The sequence below is a fragment of the Pantoea phytostimulans genome (genome assembly GCF_046118715.1).
GTDB lineage: Bacteria > Pseudomonadota > Gammaproteobacteria > Enterobacterales > Enterobacteriaceae > Pantoea > Pantoea phytostimulans.
In genome coordinates this window covers 3,274,228-3,296,425 of the sequence record NZ_CP173698.1, presented here as the reverse complement: position 1 = coordinate 3,296,425, position 22,198 = coordinate 3,274,228, and the positions used below count along the sequence as shown (strand labels likewise).

Sequence of the window (22,198 nt, the reverse complement as noted above, 5' to 3'; positions counted from 1 at the left end):
GGTAGAGTCGCACTGTATGAATGTCCAGACAATTCTGCCCGGCGTTAAGGCGTTATAACGCTCTGACGCTCAGCGTGCCTGCTTGCCAGTCATCAATCAGGAAAAACGGCATCGGCAGCACCCATTCTCCTTTTTTAACTTTCGCCGGATAATTCCAGGTATTGCCGCCGTAAGTGATTTCAACCTGCTGCTCTTCGCCGTCAACGCCATTGGTTTTTCCTGCCATGCTGGCAAAACCAGCGTTGCTGCCTACATGGAAACTGTCCGTTTTCCAACGTATCGGTGCATGTGCTGGCCAAGGCTGCGCCTGATAAAAATGAAAGATATCATCGTGATTGAGAATACTTTCTCGCACTGTTGGCCATAAGGCGACTTTCAGGAAGTACTGATCGGTAAAGCGTTCGCTGCCTTCATATTGTGCAATGAAGTCACGCATCGACTGTTCAACGTTGTTAAATACGCCATGACAGCCGCCCCACATTCCTGCCAGCAATAATTCGGTGTGTGAATAATAGTCACGCATATGGTGGAACCAGTATGGCGAAGCTAGCCAGGCGTTAACCGCCGCCACTTCACGTTCCGAAAGCAAGGAATCTGCGTCACGCACGATGTAGCGTTTTACCGCAGGATCATCCATCACCAGGAAACGCCAAAGCGTAGGGAAAATAGTTTTTTCATGCGACATATCTACTAACTGTACATGCCGCTGCTCAAGGCGCTGCCAGACATGTTTCGGCACGGTGTCGTCAAGATAGACTCGGCAAACCCAGCCCGGATAGAACTCTTGTGCCACCTCCACGTTTTTGATCAGCGTTTCGCAATAGCGCGGCTGACCACCATAAAGGCTAAACGAAATCACGTTTTGTTCAGGCTGGCTAAGATCGATGGGTTCGGGTTGCGGTGCAGGATAAGCGTAGCGCTGGCCTTGACTAAAACGTGCATCTGACTGATTCAGTGATTCCAGGCCATAACGCGCCACTTCTTCATTTTTACCTAACCAACCGCAGACTTCTGTCAGGCCATCCAACCAGGTTTCCGAAGCGGTGGCACGCAATGCAGCAGGTGCCTGATAGATTTTTTGGTAAATCTTGTAGGATTTATTGTATTGACCCAGACGCATCAGGCAGAGCGCATAATCGCTCAGCACTTGCATTTGATTAGGCATAAAACGCAGAACTTCTTCACAGCATTTCATCGCCTGCTGGAAATTATTCTGGCTCATCGCGACGCGGAAGCGCGCGGCGCTGTTTTCCATTTGCGCTTGCAGCGCAGCGGGATTAGGTCCAAAGGACGGCCGACGTACAGGAATCGTATTGCGCATAAGAAAGTTCTCAGGTTCAGCTGAAATGGCGCGCATCTTAAGGGAAGCAGCAGGTCAACCTTTATAAGCCCGGTCTTGAAACCTGCTGCCGCGCGCGTTATAGCAAGCGACGCGCCGCTTCTACAACAATCTTCACCGCATCGCTTTCGGTCTGTTTCATGGTCGCCGCATCTGGAATCTCTTTCTGCGTACGATTCACGATAACGCCCGCCACCATACCGGCTCGCAGCCCTTGGCTGGCGCACATGGTTAACAGTGTAGCGGATTCCATCTCATAGTTGAGAACACCCATCTGTTGCCACTCTTTCATTGAACCTTGAAAGCGGCTGACGACGCGTCCTGAAACAGTGTCATAGCGTTCCTGACCTGGATAAAAGGTGTCGGAAGATGCCGTGATACCAATATGGGTAGCTGCGCCACACTCCTCTGCTGCCGCAACCAAGGCAGTCGTGCAGGCAAAATCCGCTACTGCGGGGAATTCCATCGGTGCAAAGTGCAGGCTGGCACCATCTAAACGCACTGATGCGGTTGTGACTAATACGTCACCTACATTAATGTGCGGTTGAATCGCGCCGGTGGTACCAACACGCAAGAAGGTGCGCACCCCAAGCTGGGCCAGCTCTTCAACCGCAATGGAAGTGGAAGGCCCGCCGATACCGGTTGAGCAAACAATCACCGGTTTACCATCCAGTTTTGCTAGCCATGAGGTAAATTCACGGTGCGAAGCCAGATGCTGCGCATCGTCCATCAGTCCGGCGATTTTCTTAACGCGCTCCGGATCGCCGGGCACAATGGCTAAAGTCGCCCCTTGCAGATCGGCTTTGGTAAGACCAAGGTGGAAAACGTCAGACTGTGTCATTTCAGACTCCTGATTAAAAGAAAGTAGCGCGCCACTTTACGTCAGCCCGCCCGATAAATATGTGATAACACTCACTTCATAAAATGAAAGTTACATTTTTTATCAGAAAAAATGCGATCAATATCACACCTTGAGTTTAAGTCATCCCGCACTGCTACAAGCTGTACTGTGAAGCCAGTCAGCGCAATGTTAAAGAGGTAGGTGATTTTATCTGTTGCTGACTCTGTTACCCCTTGTCTGGTCCGCGCGAAATCTGGCCAGGCTATAGTTACGTGATTGCGCTATTGCTTGCACGGAGAAAACAATGAAAACCGAAGATAATATGGCACAAAAATCAGCGGGAGGCGGCTTTGCACCTGCAGTGCAGCCGACTGCTTCTACGACCATTTTTACTGAAAGCCCCGACATTCAATTCGGCGAAACCTCAGTCCCAAGCCAGGGCGAGAACATGCCTGCTTTTTTTGCCAAACCCAAAGGCGCTGAAAGCGCATTGCCGGTCGTACTCGTCGTGCAGGAAATTTTTGGCGTACATGAACATATTCGCGATATTTGCCGCCGTCTGGCGCTAGAGGGTTATCTGGCGGTTGCACCTGAGCTCTATTTTCGCGAAGGCGACCCGAACGAGTACACCGATATTCCCACGCTATTTAAAGAACTTGTGAGCAAAGTGCCCGACACACAAGTGCTCGCCGATCTCGATCACGCGGCCAATTGGGCAGCGCGTAACGGCGGTGATATTCGCCGGATGGGCATTACCGGCTTCTGCTGGGGCGGTCGTATCAGCTGGCTTTACGCAGCACATAATCCACAGTTGCGTGCCGCCGTGGCGTGGTATGGCCGCGTAATGGGAGACAAAACCATGAAGCAGCAAAAACATCCAATAGATATTGCTGTCGATCTTTCCGCGCCGGTGCTGGGTTTATATGGCGGGCAGGATGAGAGCATCCCCCTGGAAAGCGTGGAGCAGATGCGTCAGGCGATACATGCTGCAAATGCCAAAGCTGAAATTATCGTTTATCCCGAAGCAGGCCATGCTTTTAATGCCGATTATCGACCCAGCTACCACGCAGAGTCAGCCAAAGATGGCTGGGCGCGCATGCTGGCCTGGTTTAAACAATACGGTGTTGCGCCATCCGCTTAACCAATAAAAAAGGGGGCGCCTGAGCGCCCCAAAGATTCAACTCAACACACCTTTACACTTTTTCACCACGCAGGTTTTTCGCTGCTGTGACCATGTTCGCCAGCGCTTGGCGCGTTTCGGTCCAGCCACGCGTTTTCAGGCCGCAATCTGGGTTCACCCACAGACGCTCTTCTGGAATACGCTTAGCCGCCTTCTGCAACAGCGCTTCTATCCATTCAACGCTTGGTACATTTGGCGAGTGAATGTCATACACGCCTGGACCAATTTCGTTCGGATATTCGAAGTCTCTAAACGACTCCAGCAGATCCATATCTGAACGAGATGTTTCGATGGTGATCACGTCCGCATCCAGCGCCGCAATAGAATCCATGATGTCGTTGAACTCGCAATAACACATGTGGGTGTGAATCTGCGTGTCGTCTTGCGCTACGGCAGCATTCAGACGGAAAGCATCAACGGCCCATGTCAGGTATGCAGCCCAATCAGATTGATGCAGCGGCAGACCTTCGCGCAGTGCGGGTTCGTCGATCTGGATGATGCCGATACCCGCCTTTTCCAAATCGACTATTTCATCACGCAGCGCCAGCGCAATTTGCTTAGCGATGGTTTCACGCGTCACATCTTCACGGGGAAATGACCAGCAAAGAATGGTTACGGGACCGGTCAACATGCCTTTTACCGGCTTGTCCGTCAGTGATTGCGCATACTTCGCCCACTCAACGGTGATCGCTTCAGGACGGCTTATGTCACCAATGATTACCGGTGGCTTAACGCAGCGAGAACCGTAACTTTGTACCCAACCGTTTTGTGTAAAGACGAAGCCATCAAGATGTTCACCGAAATATTCGACCATGTCGTTACGTTCAGCTTCACCGTGCACCAGTACGTCCAGACCTAAGCGCTCTTGCTCAACAATCGCCTGCTTGATGTGCCCGGCAATGCCGGTGCGATAGTGGTTGCCATCCAGACGACCCTGTTTGAAATCCAGACGCAGGCCACGAATCTCTGTGGTTTGCGGGAAAGAACCGATGGTGGTGGTTGGCCAGGCTGGAAGGTTAAAGCGTTGACGCTGTGCCTTAGCACGCTCGCCATAAGGGCTTTGTCGTTCACTATCCTGTGCGGTGATCGCTTGCAGACGTTGACCCACTGCAGCGTTGTGTACACGGCTAGAGTGAGCACGAGCACGAATCGGCGCGCTCCAGGCTTCCAGCGAGGCGGCATCATCATTATTTAATGCCTGACTCAGCAGTGAAAGCTCAGCACATTTCTGTAGGGCGAAAGCAAACCAGCTTTTCACTTCTTCATCCAGACGTGTTTCCACGCTCAGATCAATCGGACTGTGCAGCAGTGAACAGGAAGAGCCGATCCACAATTGCTCCCGCTGACTCACCAGCGGTTGCAGGCGTTTAAACCAGCTACTCAGATCAGCACGCCATACGTTGCGGCCATTAATCACGCCGAGCGAAAGTAACCAGGAAGCAGGAAGTTGCTGGTTCAGTTGCTGAATGTCATCACGACCGTGAACCAGGTCAACGTGCAGACCCTGTACCGGCAGTTCACGAATCACATCAAGATTCTGACTAATACTGTCGAAATAGGTCGTTAGCAGTATTTTGCTTTGGCCTTGCAGCACAGCGTAAGCCACTTTAAAAGCGTCGCGCCAGGCCTGCGGCAGTTCCAGTGACAGCGCAGGCTCATCAATTTGCACCCACTCAATACCACGCTTAGCCAGTTCATCCAGAACCTGCTTATACACCGGCAGAATATCGTCCAGCAGTGATAAACGATCAAATTGCTCGCCCTTGACTTTACCCAGCCACAAATAGGTCACCGGACCAAGCACTACGGGTTTGATTTTATGGCCCAGTGACAGCGCTTCGTCTACTTCATCCAGCAGCTGCGTCCAGGTCAGTTTGAACTGCTGACCTTGAGTGAATTCCGGCACCATATAGTGATAATTGGTGTTAAACCATTTGGTCATTTCAGCGGCTGCAGCCGGTTCGCCGGTCGGTGCACGGCCACGTCCCAAACGGAACAGCGTATCGAGATCAACTGAACCCTCTTTGTTCTGGTGACGAGCAGGCACGTTGCCCAGCAGCAAGCTGGTGGTCAAAACATGATCGTACCAGGCGAAATCGCCAACCGGCAGCAGATCCACGCCGGCATCTTTCTGTTGTTGCCAGTGACGTGCACGCAGCTCGCGGCCCACTGCCAGTAACGCTTCCTGGCTGCTGTTACCCGCCCAGTAGCTTTCCTGCGCTTTCTTCAGTTCACGACGCAGACCAACACGAGGGAAGCCGAGAGTATGGTTCAGAATGGTCATTTGCTGTTCTCCAGATATTCTTTCTCTTTGGCTTGAAGCTGGCAGCCAAAGATGTTTAGCCGTCCAGATGTTTACACCGCTATATTCTGCGGGTACTGTATGTTCCTCAAGCGCAATTTGTTCATTTCGATGTGAAGGACTCTCATGATCGAACTCAAGCACCTGCGGACGCTTCAGGCTCTGCGTAATACTGGCTCGCTGGCTGCTGCTGCTGCCCAGCTTCATCAGACGCAATCTGCGTTGTCACATCAGTTCAGCGATCTGGAACAGCGGCTGGGATTCCGCCTGTTCGTCCGTAAAAGTCAGCCGTTGCGATTTACGCCGCAGGGAGAAATTTTATTGCAACTGGCTGAGCAGGTTCTGCCGCAAATACAGCAAGCGCTGCAAGCCTGCCATGAGCCGCATCAAACCACGCTGCGCATCGCAATTGAATGTCACAGCTGTATTCAGTGGTTAACACCTGCGCTGGATAATTTCCGCCAAAGCTGGCCGCAAGTGGTAATGGACTTCAAATCTGGCGTCACCTTTGATCCGCAACCCGCCTTGCAACAAGGCGAGCTGGACGTGGTGCTGACGTCCGATATCCTGCCGCGCTCTGGCCTGTTTTATTCACCGATGTTTGATTTTGAAGTCCGCCTTGTTCTGGCGCCGGATCACCCGCTGGCGCAGGTTGAGCACATTTCGCCAGACGATCTCGCTGACGAGGTATTAATGATCTATCCGGTGCAGCGACAACGCCTTGATATCTGGCGTAACTTCCTGCAACCCGCTGGCGTCAGCCCGGCACTGAAAAGCGTTGATAACACGTTGTTGTTGATTCAGATGGTGTCGGCGCGCATGGGCATTGCCGCCTTGCCACATTGGGTGGTTGAGAGTTTTGAGAAACAGGGATTGGTGGTAACTAAAACCTTGGGTGATGGATTATGGAGTCGGCTTTACGCCGCCGTACGTGACGGCGAGCAGCGCCAGCCGGTGCTGGAAGCCTTTATTCGTTTTGCTCGCCAGCACGCCTGTGAGCATCTGCCGTTTGTGCGCAATGCCCAGCTTCCGGGTACCGTACTGCAACGCTAATCAATCGCCACAAACCTGCGCGAGCGCAGGTAAAATCCCCTATAATGCGCAGCCTGTCGACTGACCATAAGAAGATTTCACCATGACTAACAATGATATTCTGCGCAGCGTGCGCTACATGCTCAATTTGAGCGATGCCAAAGTGGTGGCGATTTTTGCGCTGGCAGGTTGCGATGTGCCAGAAACCGATGTGCAGACGTGGTTAAAAAAAGATGACGACGCCGCGTATCGTCCCTGTCCTGACGTGTTGATGGGTTATTTCCTTAACGGGCTTATTTTCCATCGCCGTGGCAAAAGTGAAGATATGCCAGCGCCTTCCATTGAGCGCAAAATGAACAACAACATCTTTATGAAAAAACTGCGCATCGCTTTCGATTTGAAAACTACTGACATTCCTGACGTACTGAAAAAGGCTAACTTCACCGTTTCTCAAGCTGAAATTGGCGCGATCTTCCGTAAACCTGATCACAAAAACTACCGCGAGTGCGGCGATCAGATTATGCGTAATTTCCTGAAGGGACTCGCGATGATTCATCGTCCAAAGACGGGTAAACCGGCTTAAGTTCGCCTCACGCTCATTGCAAAAATATAACGGCGAAGCCCTGAGTAAAGGCTTCGCCATTTTTACGTTGCTGCTTCGCCTTTTCGACGAAAAGCCGCCTGGCCATAATCAATAATTATGTCGGACTCTTTCCAATAACCCAGCGTTTATGCACCCATAACGAGGCAATAATTACCGCTGCCCCCGCGATAAAACTCGGCCAATGCGGCTGCTGCTGCCAAATCGCCAGATTCACCAGTAATCCAGCCGGCACATGCATATTGTTCATGATGCCCAGCGTGCCTGCATCGACCTGCGTTGCGCCATAGTTCCACATGAAATAACCCAGACCCGAGGCTGCTACGCCTAACCACACCAGAATGCTCCACTGCAGCGAAGTCGTCGGTAATTTATTCGGATTTCCCCAAACGCACCAGGCGATCGCGGCAATCAGCACCGCGCCAAGATAGAACCAGGAAAAGGCGGTGTGTTGCGGCATTGGACGCGTTTCTTGCAGGCGTTTGTAACCCACCATGCCAGCCGCAAAACAGATATTTGCCAGCTGCACCAGCAGCAGACCAAACCAGAAATTTTCGCTGACTTTGTCGTAACGAATAATCGCGGCACCCGCTACGGCCAATAGAGCGCTAAAGATATAGCCGATACGCAGTGGACGCTTGCTTATCACGTCATAAATCAACGTGACATAGAGCGGCGTCATCACCGTGAACAACAAAAATTCTGACACGCTGAGATAGAGATAGGCTTCGAAACTGATCAAATACATGATGCCGAGCTGCAACATGCCCACCAACATATAAAGCAACAGCGTTGAAAGGCGATAACCACGCCAGCGCAGGAAGGGTAAAAACACCAATGCCGCCAAAGCCAATCGCATTAAAACTGAGAACCAGGTATCCACCTGTCCCGCCAGATATTCGCCAATCAGGCTGAATGAAAAAGCCCAAAGTATGGTGGTAACAATCAATAACAGCACGCTAACGACCCCGATATAAACGAAGTGACCAGTGTAAACAATGTGCTTTAATAAGGTTGCGCTATTTGGTTTACAACTGAGTGTTAACAGAGCAATCAAACCTTTGCTTGCTGTTTTGTGAACCCCTTACACTTCAATGAAAATCCATCTCTTCATCTCCTCTCGACAAAACGCGCGTAATGATCCATTTTTTGGATTTAAACGCGCTTTACTGTCACAAAACTGTAACAAATGCGCGATTCATCACAGTAACGTTACGAAACCATTATTATTCTGTGCGCGAAATGGAACACCAGAGTAAATCTTTTTTTATAATCCACGTTGCTGGGAACGAAAACCATAATGCGCCCGGAGGGCCACTCCTATGCTGAGTATCTTTAAACCCGCGCCCCATAAGTCGCAGGTTGCTGACGAATATATCGATCCGCTTTACCGCCGCCTGCGCTGGCAAATTTTCATTGGCATCTTTTTTGGCTACGCCGCTTACTACCTGGTCAGAAAAAACTTCGCTCTCGCCATGCCTTATTTGGTAGAACAAGGATTTTCCCGTGGCGATCTGGGTTTCGCGCTTTCCGGTATTTCCATCGCGTATGGCTTTTCCAAATTCATCATGGGTTCCGTTTCGGATCGCTCGAATCCACGCGTTTTCTTACCGGCTGGATTGATTCTGGCTGCGGCTGTGATGCTGATAATGGGCTTTGTGCCTTGGGCAACGTCCAGCATCATGGTGATGTTTGTGCTGCTGTTTGTGTGTGGCTGGTTTCAGGGAATGGGCTGGCCACCGTGTGGTCGTACCATGGTGCATTGGTGGTCGCAAAAAGAGCGCGGCGGCATTGTTTCGGTGTGGAACTGCGCACATAACGTGGGCGGTGGCATTCCTCCACTGCTTTTCCTGCTCGGCATGGCTTGGTTCAATGACTGGAAAGCGGCGCTGTATATGCCTGCTTTTGGTGCGATTGCGATCGCAATTATTGCTTTTGCTTTAATGCGCGACACGCCCCAATCCTGTGGTTTACCGCCTATTGAAGAGTATAAAAACGATTATCCGGTGGATTACGACGCCAGCCATGAAGAGGAACTCACGGCTAAACAGATCTTCATGAAGTATGTTTTACCCAACAAACTGTTGTGGTACATCGCATTGGCTAACGTGTTTGTTTATCTGCTGCGTTACGGCATTCTTGACTGGTCACCGACTTACCTCAAAGAGGTCAAACATTTCAGCCTGGATAAATCTTCCTGGGCTTACTTCTTATATGAATACGCTGGCATTCCCGGCACCCTGCTGTGCGGCTGGATGTCAGATAAAGTCTTCCGCGGCAATCGTGGTGCAACCGGTGTGTTCTTCATGACATTGGTGACCATCGCTACAGCGGTTTACTGGCTAAATCCGCCAGGTAATCCCGGCATTGATATGGCTTGTATGATCGTTATCGGCTTCTTGATTTACGGCCCGGTAATGCTGATTGGCCTGCATGCGCTGGAGTTGGCACCGAAAAAAGCGGCAGGCACAGCGGCAGGTTTTACGGGTCTATTCGGCTATCTGGGCGGTTCGGTTGCAGCCAGCGCTATCGTGGGTTACACGGTGGATTATTTCGGCTGGGACGGTGGATTTTTAGTGATGATTGTCGGCTGTGTGTTAGCAGTGATTCTGCTGCTGCTGACAATGGTCAGCGAACATAAACACAAAAAACAGTTGGCCTGAGTCGACATAAAAAAGGCCGGATAACCGGCCTTTTTCTTTCAACAGCTTATCTATGATAAAAACAGAGCGCGCAAGGTTTGCGGCACAGCGTCCTCGACATTGCTGCCAATCACTTCGACTTCAGGCAAGGTATCTTTTAAACGCTGGGCAGCATTCAGCATGATGCAGCTTTTGCCTGCCATACTCAGCATTTCAACATCATTCATGCCGTCCCCAAAAGCGATGCACTCTTTCAAGGAGTAGTTGAGCAGTTTTGACACCGCTTCCAACGCATGGCCCTTGGAAACGCCGCCCGCCATCACTTCCAGGCACGTCGGCAGCGAGAAGCTAACGTTAACGCGGTCGCCCCACCGTGCTTCAATCGCCTGCTCCATGGGAATCAGATGCTCAGGATTTTCACAGGTAAAAAAGACCTTGCTGATACCGTCGGTTGGCAGCATGCCTGGCTCGTAAACCTGATAATTGAACACCGATTCGCGGAAATAATCTTGTTCTGCCGGACGCGAACGGCTAACAAACCATTCGTCGTCACGATAGACGTGCGTCAGAATTTCAGGGTGATGATATTGCAGGCCGTAAAGATCGCCCGCGATGTCCTGATCCAGATTGTGACTAAAGATCAGTTCACCATCGGCATTGTGAACACGCGCACCGTTAGACGTGATCATGTAAGCCGGGATACCCAGTTTATCGCGCATCTGACCAACATCAATGTGATGGCGGCCCGTAGCGAAAACGAAGTGAATATTGCGTGCCACCAGTTGTTGCAATGTTTCGCGGGCAAACGGTGTGATGCGATGTTCGGGAGAAAGCAGCGTGCCATCCAGGTCGGATGCAACGATGTAATACATGAAAACCTCGGGTATTTATTTCAGGTGGCTGCAGCCAGCAAGGTAAATGAAAGAGTTAGCAGTGGGCTGAAAAAAAGTCGACCACGGCGTTCAGCGCTTCGGCGCGCATTTCGTCTTTTTCAAACAAGATCTCATGCCGCGCACCTTCTATAACTAGCGGTTTATCGCCTGCGCATGGATGACCTGCAGACGCCATCGCGGCGCAAAAGAGATCCTGCGAACGGTTATCGACGACACGATCGTCGCTGGCTTGTAACAGCAGCACCGGCGTCGTGATTTTATCGGCCTGACTAATAATGTTACGTCCGGCATGAATCCCTTCGCGAACCCAATGATAGGTGGGCCCGCCGACGCGAATCGCCGGATCGTCAGCGTAAAAACGCAAATTACGGCGATAACGTTCCGCGCTGTGTGTCAGGCGGTTAATGCCAAACGGATGCGCTCGCCAGCGTCCTGTGCCTAGTGCATAACCATCGCGCAGGGTCGGGCGTTTTTCAGCCCAATCAAGAATACGGTGCGCCATCCATTCCGGTAACGGCAAGGCAATACCGAACATCGGGGCAACCAATGCCACACCGTGAAAAGCCTGCGGCTGACGCGCCAAAAACAGCGTCAAAATTGCGCCGCCCATAGAGTGCGCTAAAGCATAGCGCTGTTGATAATGGCCACCAACGATCTCTTTTAAGTAGAGCGTTTCCAAATCATCAACGTAGTGGGTAAATTCGTCCACATGTCCACGATGCGAATCTTCCAGTAAACGATCCGATCTTCCCTGACCACGATGATCGAGAATGATCACATCGAAACCGCAATGAAACAGATCGTACGCCAGCTCGGGATATTTTACGTAACTCTCGATGCGGCCCGGCACAATCAAGATAACGCGCTTATGTTGCGGCGAGGTGAAGCGCACATAGCGCAAAGTCAGGTTTTCTACCCCAATAAACTCACACTCTTCTCGACCGTGCCAAAAATCCAGTAAAGGCCCGGTTGCAAAGGCGGCAAATGCTTTTTCACGCCGAAGCCAACTGGCTTTGTGTTGATTCATTCACCCTCCTGTTTGCCCTGAAAAAAGAGTCTGATTCGCCGCGTGTCGCCCATAGCGCCGCGCTTATTTCTGGCGTATTGTGTCACACTTCCGTCGATACAGGGAACGTAACCCATGACCATCGAATGGTGGCTGACCTATCTTCTCACCACCTCAATTCTCAGTTTATCGCCAGGTTCTGGCGCAATTAACACCATGAGCACGGGCATCAGTCACGGCTATCGCGGGACAGTTGCCTCGATAGCGGGCCTGCAGCTTGGTCTGTCGCTGCATATTGTTTTGGTGGGCGTGGGTCTCGGCGCACTGTTTTCTCAATCGCTGCTGGCGTTCGAGATGTTGAAATGGGCTGGCGCCGCTTATCTGGTTTGGCTTGGCATACAACAATGGCGCTCCGCCGGTGCCATTGATCTCAATGCGGTTTCTAAAGCCATGCCGCGACGTCGCCTGTTCAAACGTGCAGTGTTGGTGAATCTCACCAACCCGAAAAGTATTGTGTTCCTGGCCGCGCTGTTTCCGCAGTTCATTCTGCCGCATCAGCCACAGCTGGCACAATTTCTGGTGCTGGGCATCACCACAGTGGTCGTCGATATCATCGTGATGATTGGTTATGCCACCTTAGCGACACGCATTGCCGTGTGGATTAAGGGGCCAAAGCAGATGAAATTGCTGAATCGTCTATTTGGTGGGATGTTTATGGCCGTTGGTGTGTTGCTGGCCAGCGCGAGAAAGATTGCCTGATTTATCCTGCTGAATATTGCCCAGCCCGTTCGGGAGCGAACGGGCAAGCAAAGCCGTTCTTACCGCGAAATAATCAAGTGAATGCCGAATCCAGCAAACAGTACGCCTGCCATACCATCTATCCATTTCGCTAAACGCTGATACCTGCTACGCATCCACGGCATGGCAAAAATAGCCGCTACCAACGTAAACCACGCAAACGTCTCGCCGATGATCAGCAGGAATAACCCCCAGCGCTCCATCGCGCCGACATCATTACCAACAAACAGCGAGAACACGCTACCGAAGTAGATGATCGCTTTCGGATTCGAAAGGTTAGTAAGAAAACCTTTCAGGAAGCTCATGCCTTTTTTCGGCAGCGCGACCGTCGGCTCAGAGGGCTGAGGCTGCTTGTGGCGCTGGCGTGCTGAGCACATCAGCTGCCACCCCATCCACAGCAGATAAAGACCGCCGCCGACCATAATGATCTGATGCAGCCAGGCCATTTTTTCCAGAATCAGATGCAAGCCCATCAGCGCCACACCCGCCCAGATTACAATACCTAGCGTGATACCAAACACACCCATCATCGCCTCTTTACGTGAGCGACTGGCGGCAGTTTGAGAGACAAAAAAGAAATCCGGGCCAGGGCTCATCAGTGCAACCAAATGAACCAGCGCAACGGTAGCGAATAACATCAACATAATTAGCGTCCTTTACTCTTCATCAAGATGTTCTTTAATCATCACCAAAAATGGCTTACCAAAACGCTCCAGCTTGCGTTGACCTACACCGTTGATGCTTAACATCTCTGATGCGCTCACCGGCATCTGTTCTGCCATTTCAATCAGCGTTGCATCGTTGAATACCACGTAAGGCGGGATGTTCTCTTCGTCGGCAATGGCTTTACGCAGCTTGCGCAATTTGGCAAACAGCTTGCGATCGTAATTGCCGCCATGAAATTTCGCTGAGCTATTGCTCTTGGGTTTGGCGGTAATCAGTCGCGGTACCGCCAGCATCAACGGTACTTCACCGCGTAATACCGGTCGCGCCGCTTCCGTCAGCTGCAAAGCGGAATGCATAGCAATGTTTTGCGTCACAAATCCCAAATGGATGAGCTGACGTAGCACGCTGACCCAATGCTCATGGCTGTGATCTTTGCCGAGTCCATAAACCGGTAATTTATCGTGGCCCTGTTCGCGAATACGCAGATTGTTTGCCCCACGCAGCACTTCGACAATGTAACCCATGCCGAAACGCTGACCGACACGATAAATACCTGACAACGCTTTTTGCGCCTCAACTAAACCGTCATACCGCTTAGGAGGATCAAGGCAAATATCGCAGTTGCCGCACGGCTGCTGGCGACCCTCGCCAAAGTAATTAAGCAGCACCAGACGGCGACAGGTTTGTGCTTCTGCAAACGCATTCATCGCATTCAGCTTGTGCCTTTCAATGTCCTGCAATGGACCGGGTACTTTCTCTTCCAGACATTTACGTAGCCATGCCATATCAGCCGGGTCGTACAGCATCATCGCTTCTGCCGGCAACCCATCACGCCCGGCACGACCGGTTTCCTGATAATAGGATTCGATATTGCGTGGAATATCGAAGTGCACCACAAAACGTACGTTGGGCTTGTTGATTCCCATACCAAACGCCACCGTGGCGACCACTATTTGTAAGTCGTCACGTTGGAACGCTTCCTGCACGCGAGCGCGCTGTTCACTGTCTATGCCTGCGTGATAGGCACCTGCGCTCAGGCCACGGCTCTGCAAACGCGCAGCGGTGTCTTCAACCTTTGCTCGGCTGTTGCAGTAAATGATACCGCACTTGCCTCGCTGATCCTGGACGTAACGCAACAGCTGCTCGGTGGGTTTGAATTTTTCCACCAGCGTGTAGCGAATATTGGGACGATCAAAGCTGCTGATCTGGATAAGCGGATCGTGCATGTGCAGCAGGTTAATGATGTCATTACGCGTGGTTTCGTCGGCGGTAGCGGTCAAGGCCATTACCGGCAAATCGGGAAAGCGCTGACGCATTTTTCCCAATGCACCATATTCCGGGCGGAAATCGTGGCCCCATTGCGAAATACAGTGTGCTTCGTCAACAGCCAACATTGCTGGCTGCCAGTGCGCCAGACTGTCGAGGAAGTTATCCATCATCAGGCGCTCTGGTGCGATATAAAGCAGCTTAATGCGGCCAGTACGGCAATCTGCCATTACCGCTTGCTGCTGCTCACGCGTCATCGTCGAATTCAGGCAAGCCGCCGCCACACCGTTTGCCAGCAGCTGATCCACCTGATCTTTCATCAGTGAAATCAGCGGCGACACCACCAGCGTCAGCCCTTCCTGCACCAGCGCGGGGATCTGATAACACAGCGATTTACCGCCGCCAGTAGGCATCACCACCAGACAATCTCGCCCGTTCAGCGCTTCATTAATAATGCTTTGCTGACCGGGACGAAACTGCTGGTAGCCGAAAGTATCTTGTAATACTTGCTGTGCCAGCGCTTCCTGATTAAGAACTGCCGAGGTTGCCACGCTATTCCTGCTTTAAGTCGTTGGTCAGAAGAGGTCGTTCAGCGTCACGCCGACACCAATACGCGTCTGGCGATGATCGTAGTCGATCAGCGATTCACCATAACCGCTAAATAATTGGGTGTAAAAACGCACGTGTTCCGTGATGGGATAACTCCAACCCAACTGCGCGCCACCGAAGCCGGAGTTCCAGTTGTAGTTACCTTCCATACTGAAAATACTGTCGCCCATCATATAGCCGAGTTTGAGACGGTAATAGCCCATATATTTGGTGATATCGGGGTTATCATCGCGGCTGCTGCTTTCCGGTAAACGGTACCACGGCTTCACTTCGGCGAGGAAGTTGCCGTTTTGTGCCATCAGGCGGGCATACAGGCGGTTCCAGCTACGCGAAGTGGGATCGCTGCGACCATTCGATTGATGGTTAAAGCCCATTTCAACATCACGTAACGTCCAGCCTGCGAACGAGTAATCGGTCGCCCAGCCAAGGAAAATTTGCGGTTCGTAGTTGGTTTCACGAAACGGAGCAGACTGGCTTTGGTTCGACAGCTGCCACCATGAACGTTGTGTATAAGATGCACCCAGCACCGAGTTGTCACCCAAAATCCCGCGCCACAGCGGAAAGGCCAGGCTGAGCTGGAACTTCACTTCATCTTTACGCGCTTCTTTGGCCCAATTGTAAGAGGAGATCGCCTCTTTATTGATATCACTGGTATAGGTATAGAGTAGATAGTTGCTCTCATACGGATACAGCACAAACGGGTTATCATGTTTTTCCAACATGTTCGCAATAATGCTGCCGCGAACCTGCGGTACGTCATGGATCTCTTTAACCGTGGCTTCTTCTGCTTGCGCCAAAGTAGGAAGTAACAACGTTGCCGCCAACAAGGCGCGATGCTTACGCATAAAATTCTCCGGTGAAACGCTGCGTATTTGAAAAGAGCGGTGTGGGTGTCTTAAAAAGCAGGCCATTCTACACGCAAATGGCGCTTAATATGAGCGCTGATTTCCTAAACTGGAAAGCCTCTCGCTAGCGGCATAGAATACACATCTCATTAACATTTGGGCGCCACGTTAGCGTTATTTTTCAGGAAAAAAACCATGTCATCAGTACTGCTGACTCAGCAGGAAGCGCGCCGTCTTATCGGCGAAATTTTTGTTTATCATATGCCCTTTAACCAGGCGTTAGGACTTGAGCTGGAACGACTGGAGCCAGATTATGCGGAGCTGAGTTTCGCTAATAAAACCATGCTGGTGGGTAACGCTGCTCAGGCAATTTTGCATGGCGGCGTTATCGCTTCAGTGCTGGACGTTGCAGCAGGCATGGTTTGTGTGAGCAATGCTCTGACTCGTCAGGAAAGTATCAGCGAAGATGAGTTGCGTCAGCGTCTGTCGCGCATGGGAACCATTGATATGCGCGTAGATTATTTACGGCCTGGGCGCGGTGAACGATTTACCGCCACCAGCAGCCTGTTGCGCGCCGGTAATAAAGTGGCGGTCGCACGCGTTGAGCTGCATAACCAGCAAGGCGATTACATCGCCACGGCAACCGCGACCTATTTGATTGGATAACTTATACGACGTGCAAGCGTCGCCGTTTTTTGGATAGTCGTTTTCGGAAGGTCTATGGATACGCAACAAACGCGCCAGGGCATTGGCTTTGCTCTTGGCGCTTATTTTATTTGGGGCATCGCACCCGCCTATTTCAAACTGGTAAAAGAAGTCCCACCGACTGAAATCATGACGCATCGGGTGATCTGGTCTGCACTGTTTATGTTGCTTTTGATCACCCTAAGCCGCAGTTGGGGAGTCGTTCGCGGTGTATTACGTCAGCCCAAAAAAGTGCTGATTTTAGCGGCCACCGCGCTGACTATCGGCGGCAACTGGCTGCTGTTCATCTGGGCGGTAAATAATCAGCACATGCTGGAAGCCAGCCTTGGCTACTTTATTAATCCGCTGATCAACGTGGTATTCGGCATGCTGTTTCTGCGCGAGCGCTTCCGTCGTCTGCAATGGCTGGCGGTATTTCTGGCGACGCTGGGTGTTGTCGTGCAGCTGTGGCAGTTTGGATCGCTGCCCATTATCGCGCTGGGCCTGGCCTTGAGCTTCTCTTTTTACGGTCTGGTGCGTAAAAAGATTCAGGTTGATGCGCAGAGCGGAATGTTGATCGAAACGCTGTGGCTGTTTCCGCTGGCGGCAATTTACCTGTTTGGTTTTGCCGACAGCAGCACCAGCCATTTGGGCGCGAACCCAATGAGCCTGAATATAAAGCTGATTGCAGCCGGTATTATTACTACCATTCCGCTGATGCTGTTCGCCGCCGCGTGTAGTCGCCTGCGCCTTTCCACCGTCGGCTTTTTCCAGTATCTCGGTCCAACGCTGATGTTTTTACTGGCGGTGCTTTTTTATGGTGAAACCATCACGCCAGATAAAATGGTGACTTTTGGTTTCATCTGGCTGGCACTGCTGGTGTTTGTCTACGATGCGGTTTCCACCTCAATTCGCGCTCGCTCGCGTGTGGGCGTAGCGTGAAATAAAGCGGGCTAATGCTGGGCCGGTCAGCAAAATGGTGAACAAGCGCAGCGTTTGTAACGCCATCACAAAAGCAATATCGACCCGGCTACCCGCCGCGATGATCGCCACCGTATCAAGCCCGCCGGGGCTGGTGGCGAGATAGGCTGTCATCAAATCAATGTGTAATACTCGCGTGAGCATCCAGGCTAAACCGCCACACAACAGCATCAGCCCGATGATTGAGATGATCATTTGCGGCAAAGTCCGTAGCGCCAATAAAAACACCGGTCGGGTAAAGCGCAGGCCGACGCTCCAGCCAATTAACGCATACGCCAGCGCCAGTAGCCATTCAGGTACCTGCAACAGCGCGACACCGGTTGAGTGCAGAGCGGCACCGACCAACGCAGGCAGAAGCAGCGCACCAGAAGGAATACGCAGCCGGGTGCCGAGCCATGCGCCAGCAAACATCACGCCGAGCGTGACCCAAAACCCCTGATTCAGCGGCGGGAACCAGAGCAGCTCAACACTGTGCGCGGTATCACCCAGCCCTATACGCGCCACAATCGCCGCCGCCGTGGCGACAAAAAGTACGCGTAAATATTGCATGAAAGCCACCAGACGGACGTCCGCGCCAAAATCCCCCGCCATTGCGACCATCGCAGAAGCGCCACCGGGCGACGATCCCCATGCACCCGTTGGTCCGGGTAAATGGCTAAAACGCACCAGCAGAAAACCAGATAAACCGCTAGCGGCCAGCGTCAACACCAATACCGCTAACACGATCGGCCAGTCTTGCAGTAGCGGCGTCAGGATGGATGGCGACAGGCTTTGCGCAATCATGCAGCCTAATACTGCCTGCGCCAGCAGGAAAAAACGCTTATTGATACGTAGCGTTGCGCCTGACAATCCCATTACCACGCCGACAATCATCGGCCCAAGCAACAGCGCGGCAGGAACATGAAAATAGTGGAACAGCGCACCCAATAAAATTGACGCGAACAGCAGCAAAGTCCATTGCGCGCGCAACGAGAGAGAATCCATAAGGGAGAAATGTATTGAGGAAACGAGGATTTAGATTACGCAGAATTGCCAGCGGGAGCCAGTAAAACGGGCCGTAATAAACGGCCCGTAACAAAGATTACAACCAGTTTTTACGTTTGAAATAGAGATAAGGCGCCAGCCCCGCAAGGATCATCAGGCCAATTGCTGCCGGATAACCAAAGCTCCATTTCAGCTCAGGCATGAATTCGAAGTTCATGCCGTAGCTTGATGCCACCAGCGTCGGCGGCAGGAAGACCACGGAAACCACCGAGAAGATCTTGATGATGCGGTTCTGTTCAATGTTGATAAAACCCATTGCCGCCTGCATCAGGAAGTTCACTTTCTGGAACAGCGATTCATTATGTGGCAACAGTGATTCGATATCGCGCAGGATTTCACGCGCCTGCTCCAGCTGATTACCCGGTAAACGCGCCTTGCGCACCAGGAAGTTGAGCGCACGCTGGGTATCCATCAAACACAAACGCACTTTCCAGCCGATATCTTCCAGCTCTGCCAAACGCGACAGCGCCTGATCGTACTCTTCGCCCTGCTGACCTTCCATGATCACCCGGCTCAGTTTTTCCAGCGCGCTGTAGATGTTTTCGATTTCATCCGCCAGCTGTTCAATTTTGGTTTCAAACAGATCGAGCAGCAGTTCAAAGGCGTTGCCGTCGATCAACGTTTGATTACGGGCGCGCATGCGATAGAGGCGAAACGCCGGCAGTTCGCGCTCACGCAGCGTATAAAGACGGCCTTCACGAATGGTAAACGCCACAGTGGAGTTACCAGCGTGATCTTCTGCATCTTCATAAAAGAAGAAGGAGTGAATATGCAGGCCATCTTCATCTTCGAAGAAACGCGCAGAGGCTTCGATATCTTCCAGTTCAGGACGCGTCGCCAGACTTTGGCCTAACTCAGTTTGTACCCGCTCACGCTCGCCCTCTTCCGGTTCGATCAAATCGACCCAGACTGAAGAAGTGAGTTGGTGCGTTTCGTCTTCCAGTTCAAGACGCGTCAGGCGGCTGTGATCAAGTTTAAATGCGCTCAGCATAGCAATACTCCCCATTGCAGACTTAATGGGACAAGCCAGTACGCCGTTCTACAAAGCAGAACGGGCACGGCTAACACCTGAACACGGAAACTCACGTTTCAAGGGTAAATCAGTGCTGACTCATGCGACGAGATTAAAGAAGGGAGGTCGCTGATAACCGCTAAGGCTACCCGCGTAAAGAGGTAGCCTTAGATGTTATTCCTGTTAACCAGGTATTCGAGCCAGCATCGACTGGGCGTGTCCAAGGCATTGTCCTCTCATGATAATAGTGGGCGCATGTTACGCTGAGACGAAAAAGTCGTCAACCGATGCTAAAGCGTTTCCAGTTTGGCGTAAGCAGCAACTAACCATTTGATTCCCTGCCCCTGAAACGCCACCTGAAGTCGGCTGTGTTCGCCGCTGCCTTCCAGATTGATGATGGTTCCTTCACCAAATTTGGCATGTTTTACTCGCTGCCCCAGCGTGAAGCCGCTGTCGTTTTTCGTTATTGGCGTTCCCATACGTTGATGGTTGACCGGTCGCGTTACGCTGGCACGCAAACGTACTTCTTCAATGCAGGCTTCCGGTAATTCGCCGATAAAGCGCGAAGGACGGTGATACACCTCTTTACCATATAGGCGACGGGTTTCAGCGTAGGTCAGCGTCAGTTTTTGCATGGCGCGCGTCACGCCAACGTAGGCAAGACGACGCTCTTCTTCCAAACGTCCGCCTTCATCCAGCGACATCTGGCTGGGGAACATGCCCTCTTCCATGCCAACGATAAAGACCTGGCTAAACTCCAGCCCTTTAGCTGAGTGCAGCGTCATTAACTGCACCGCATCCTGCCATTTATCCGCCTGGCCTTCGCCCGCTTCCAGCGCAGCATGCGATAAAAATGCCTGCAGCGGCATCAAATCTTCGTCTTCATCTTGATAGCTGAACTGGCGTGTTGCCGTGACCAGTTCCTCAAGGTTTTCGATACGCGCCTGGCCTTTTTCGCCTTTTTCCTGCTCGTACATCATCCACAGGCCTGAATCTTTTATGACCCGATCGGTTTGCACATGCAGCGGCATTTCTGCGGTTTCGGTTGCCAGCGAATCAACCAGCTCACAAAAGCGTTGCAGCGCGGACGCCGCTCGACCCGCTAAGGCGCGCGTCTGCAATAATTCACGCGTCGCTTGCCACAGCGTCAGCTGTTTTTCCCGCGCAGTTTGCCGCACGACATCCAGCGTACGATCGCCCACGCCACGAACGGGGGTATTGACGACGCGCTCGTAGGCCGCGTCATCGTTACGGTTGGCCATCAGTCGCAAATAGGCCAGTGCGTCTTTGATTTCCTGACGCTCGAAGAAGCGCATACCGCCATAAATACGGTACGGCATACTGCTTTGCAGCAAGGCTTCTTCCAGCACGCGTGACTGAGCATTGCTGCGATAGAGAATGGCGCAATCTATCAGCGCATTGCCGTTTTCGTGCCAGGCTTTGATGCGATTCACCACAAAGCGCGCTTCATCCAGCTCATTAAAGGCGCAGTAAATTGAAATCGGCTCGCCGTCGCTGCCATCGGTCCACAGCTCTTTGCCGAGGCGACCGTTGTTATTCGCGATCAAGGCGTTAGCCGATTTCAGAATATTATTGGTTGAGCGATAGTTTTGCTCAAGGCGGATAGTTTCTGCGCCAGTAAAATCTTGCAGAAAGCGCTGGATGTTCTCGACCTGCGCACCACGCCAGCCGTAAATCGACTGATCGTCATCACCGACAATAATGACGCGTCCGCTGTCACCTGCCAGCATGCGGATCCATGCATATTGAATGTTGTTGGTATCCTGAAACTCGTCCACCAGCACGTTGGTAAAACGTTCGCGGTAGTGATTCAGAATGTGCGGCTTGTTAAGCCAGAGTTCATGCGCACGCAGCAGCAGCTCGGCAAAATCCACCAATCCAGCACGATCACACGCTTCCTGATAAGCCTGATAAATACGCAGCCAGGTTTGCTCCACCGGATTGCCATAGCTTTCGATATGCTTTGGACGCAGCCCTTCATCTTTTTTGCCGTTGATGTACCACATGCCCTGACGCGCAGGCCATTGCTTATCATCAAGATTCATCGCTTTGATCAGACGCTTTAACAGACGCAACTGGTCTTCGCTATCGAGGATCTGAAAATCCTGCGGCAAATTAGCATCCAGATGATGCGCACGCAGCAAGCGGTGCGCTAAACCGTGGAAAGTGCCGATCCACATTCCGCCCTGGCTGGTGCCAATCAGCTGTTCGATACGGTGACGCATCTCTGCGGCGGCTTTATTGGTGAACGTTACCGCCATGATTGAGTAAGGCGAGCAGTTTTCCACCGAGAGCAGCCAGGCGATACGGTGCACCAGAACGCGCGTTTTTCCGCTGCCCGCGCCTGCTAATACCAGCAGGTTATTGCGCGGGGCCGCAACGGCCTCGCGCTGTTTGTCATTCAAACCGTCGAGCAGTTCAGAAACGTCCATAAGC

20 protein-coding genes are annotated in these 22,198 nt (G+C 52.0%); 7 read left to right on the top strand and 13 right to left on the bottom strand.

Annotated elements, in window-relative coordinates:
• Positions 1–52: 52 nt before the first annotated feature.
• Positions 53–1,321 carry a tetratricopeptide repeat protein gene (locus tag ACF2G4_RS15430; protein WP_409075102.1) on the bottom strand — a complete coding sequence of 423 codons (1,269 nt, stop codon included), beginning with the start codon at positions 1,319–1,321 and terminating at the stop codon, positions 53–55.
• A gap of 97 nt (positions 1,322–1,418) precedes the next feature.
• A complete protein-coding gene (gene udp, locus ACF2G4_RS15425) occupies positions 1,419–2,180 on the bottom strand; it encodes a uridine phosphorylase (protein ID WP_215847968.1) in 762 nt (253 codons plus the stop codon).
• Positions 2,181–2,484: 304 nt separating this feature from the next.
• Between udp and ACF2G4_RS15420 the strand changes: the two genes are divergently transcribed.
• Positions 2,485–3,321, top strand: a complete 837-nt coding sequence (locus ACF2G4_RS15420) for a dienelactone hydrolase family protein (protein ID WP_409075101.1) — start codon at positions 2,485–2,487, stop codon at positions 3,319–3,321.
• Between the two features lie 52 nt (positions 3,322–3,373).
• On the opposite strand, the gene metE is transcribed toward ACF2G4_RS15420, so the two are convergent.
• Positions 3,374–5,644, bottom strand: a complete 2,271-nt coding sequence (metE, locus tag ACF2G4_RS15415) for a 5-methyltetrahydropteroyltriglutamate--homocysteine S-methyltransferase (protein ID WP_409075100.1) — start codon at positions 5,642–5,644, stop codon at positions 3,374–3,376.
• Between the two features lie 144 nt (positions 5,645–5,788).
• Here metE and metR point away from each other — a divergent pair, with 144 nt between their 5' ends.
• On the top strand, positions 5,789–6,715 hold the full coding sequence (gene metR / locus ACF2G4_RS15410) for an HTH-type transcriptional regulator MetR (RefSeq protein WP_215847969.1): 927 nt from the start codon (positions 5,789–5,791) through the stop codon (positions 6,713–6,715).
• A gap of 82 nt (positions 6,716–6,797) precedes the next feature.
• The gene (locus ACF2G4_RS15405) at positions 6,798–7,277 is read left to right on the top strand and encodes a DUF1456 family protein (RefSeq protein ID WP_332626455.1); all 480 of its coding nucleotides are present in this window, start codon (positions 6,798–6,800) and stop codon (positions 7,275–7,277) included.
• Positions 7,278–7,392: 115 nt separating this feature from the next.
• Here ACF2G4_RS15405 and ACF2G4_RS15400 read toward each other — a convergent pair whose 3' ends face one another.
• Positions 7,393–8,253 (bottom strand): carboxylate/amino acid/amine transporter, encoded by an 861-nt coding sequence (locus ACF2G4_RS15400; RefSeq protein WP_409075099.1) that lies wholly within the window; start codon positions 8,251–8,253, stop codon positions 7,393–7,395.
• Positions 8,254–8,617: 364 nt separating this feature from the next.
• Between ACF2G4_RS15400 and glpT the strand changes: the two genes are divergently transcribed.
• Positions 8,618–9,958, top strand: coding sequence for a glycerol-3-phosphate transporter (gene glpT / locus ACF2G4_RS15395; RefSeq protein ID WP_409075098.1), 1,341 nt, complete (start codon positions 8,618–8,620; stop codon positions 9,956–9,958).
• Between the two features lie 50 nt (positions 9,959–10,008).
• On the opposite strand, the gene yigL is transcribed toward glpT, so the two are convergent.
• Together yigL and pldB are read right to left on the bottom strand one after the other, a co-directional pair.
• Complete coding sequence (yigL, locus tag ACF2G4_RS15390) at positions 10,009–10,809, bottom strand: sugar/pyridoxal phosphate phosphatase YigL (protein ID WP_243079706.1); 801 nt, start codon at positions 10,807–10,809, stop codon at positions 10,009–10,011.
• A 55-nt stretch (positions 10,810–10,864) separates the two neighbouring features.
• Positions 10,865–11,857, bottom strand: coding sequence for a lysophospholipase L2 (gene pldB, locus ACF2G4_RS15385; RefSeq protein WP_243079707.1), 993 nt, complete (start codon positions 11,855–11,857; stop codon positions 10,865–10,867).
• Between the two features lie 114 nt (positions 11,858–11,971).
• On the opposite strand from pldB, the gene rhtB reads away from it, so the two are divergent.
• Positions 11,972–12,595 carry a homoserine/homoserine lactone efflux protein gene (rhtB, locus tag ACF2G4_RS15380; protein WP_215847973.1) on the top strand — a complete coding sequence of 208 codons (624 nt, stop codon included), beginning with the start codon at positions 11,972–11,974 and terminating at the stop codon, positions 12,593–12,595.
• Between the two features lie 59 nt (positions 12,596–12,654).
• Here the strand turns inward: rhtB and rhtC are convergent, their stop codons facing one another.
• From rhtC to pldA, 3 genes are read right to left on the bottom strand one after another with little or no spacing between them, the layout of a single operon-like run.
• A complete protein-coding gene (gene rhtC, locus ACF2G4_RS15375) occupies positions 12,655–13,278 on the bottom strand; it encodes a threonine export protein RhtC (protein WP_409075097.1) in 624 nt (207 codons plus the stop codon).
• Between the two features lie 12 nt (positions 13,279–13,290).
• Complete coding sequence (gene recQ, locus ACF2G4_RS15370; RefSeq protein ID WP_215847974.1) at positions 13,291–15,117, bottom strand: ATP-dependent DNA helicase RecQ; 1,827 nt, start codon at positions 15,115–15,117, stop codon at positions 13,291–13,293.
• Between the two features lie 24 nt (positions 15,118–15,141).
• On the bottom strand, positions 15,142–16,020 hold the full coding sequence (pldA, locus tag ACF2G4_RS15365; protein WP_215847975.1) for a phospholipase A: 879 nt from the start codon (positions 16,018–16,020) through the stop codon (positions 15,142–15,144).
• Positions 16,021–16,215: 195 nt separating this feature from the next.
• On the opposite strand from pldA, the gene ACF2G4_RS15360 reads away from it, so the two are divergent.
• Together ACF2G4_RS15360 and rarD are read left to right on the top strand one after the other, a co-directional pair.
• On the top strand, positions 16,216–16,686 hold the full coding sequence (locus ACF2G4_RS15360) for a thioesterase family protein (protein ID WP_215847976.1): 471 nt from the start codon (positions 16,216–16,218) through the stop codon (positions 16,684–16,686).
• A 54-nt stretch (positions 16,687–16,740) separates the two neighbouring features.
• Positions 16,741–17,646 (top strand): EamA family transporter RarD, encoded by a 906-nt coding sequence (gene rarD, locus ACF2G4_RS15355; RefSeq protein WP_215847977.1) that lies wholly within the window; start codon positions 16,741–16,743, stop codon positions 17,644–17,646.
• Here the strand turns inward: rarD and ACF2G4_RS15350 are convergent.
• The 4 genes from ACF2G4_RS15350 to uvrD all read right to left on the bottom strand — a co-directional run bounded on the left by ACF2G4_RS15350 (position 17,611) and on the right by uvrD (position 22,194).
• Positions 17,611–18,669, bottom strand: coding sequence for an AbrB family transcriptional regulator (locus ACF2G4_RS15350; RefSeq protein WP_243079710.1), 1,059 nt, complete (start codon positions 18,667–18,669; stop codon positions 17,611–17,613). The two genes, rarD and ACF2G4_RS15350, sit on opposite strands and share 36 nt — an antisense overlap.
• A gap of 97 nt (positions 18,670–18,766) precedes the next feature.
• The gene (gene corA / locus ACF2G4_RS15345; protein WP_215847978.1) at positions 18,767–19,720 is read right to left on the bottom strand and encodes a magnesium/cobalt transporter CorA; all 954 of its coding nucleotides are present in this window, start codon (positions 19,718–19,720) and stop codon (positions 18,767–18,769) included.
• 188 nt (positions 19,721–19,908) lie between these two features.
• Complete coding sequence (gene ysgD / locus ACF2G4_RS15340; protein ID WP_370661507.1) at positions 19,909–19,965, bottom strand: YsgD/CorL family protein; 57 nt, start codon at positions 19,963–19,965, stop codon at positions 19,909–19,911.
• Between the two features lie 66 nt (positions 19,966–20,031).
• The gene (gene uvrD / locus ACF2G4_RS15335; RefSeq protein WP_409075096.1) at positions 20,032–22,194 is read right to left on the bottom strand and encodes a DNA helicase II; all 2,163 of its coding nucleotides are present in this window, start codon (positions 22,192–22,194) and stop codon (positions 20,032–20,034) included.
• Positions 22,195–22,198 lie beyond the last annotated feature (4 nt).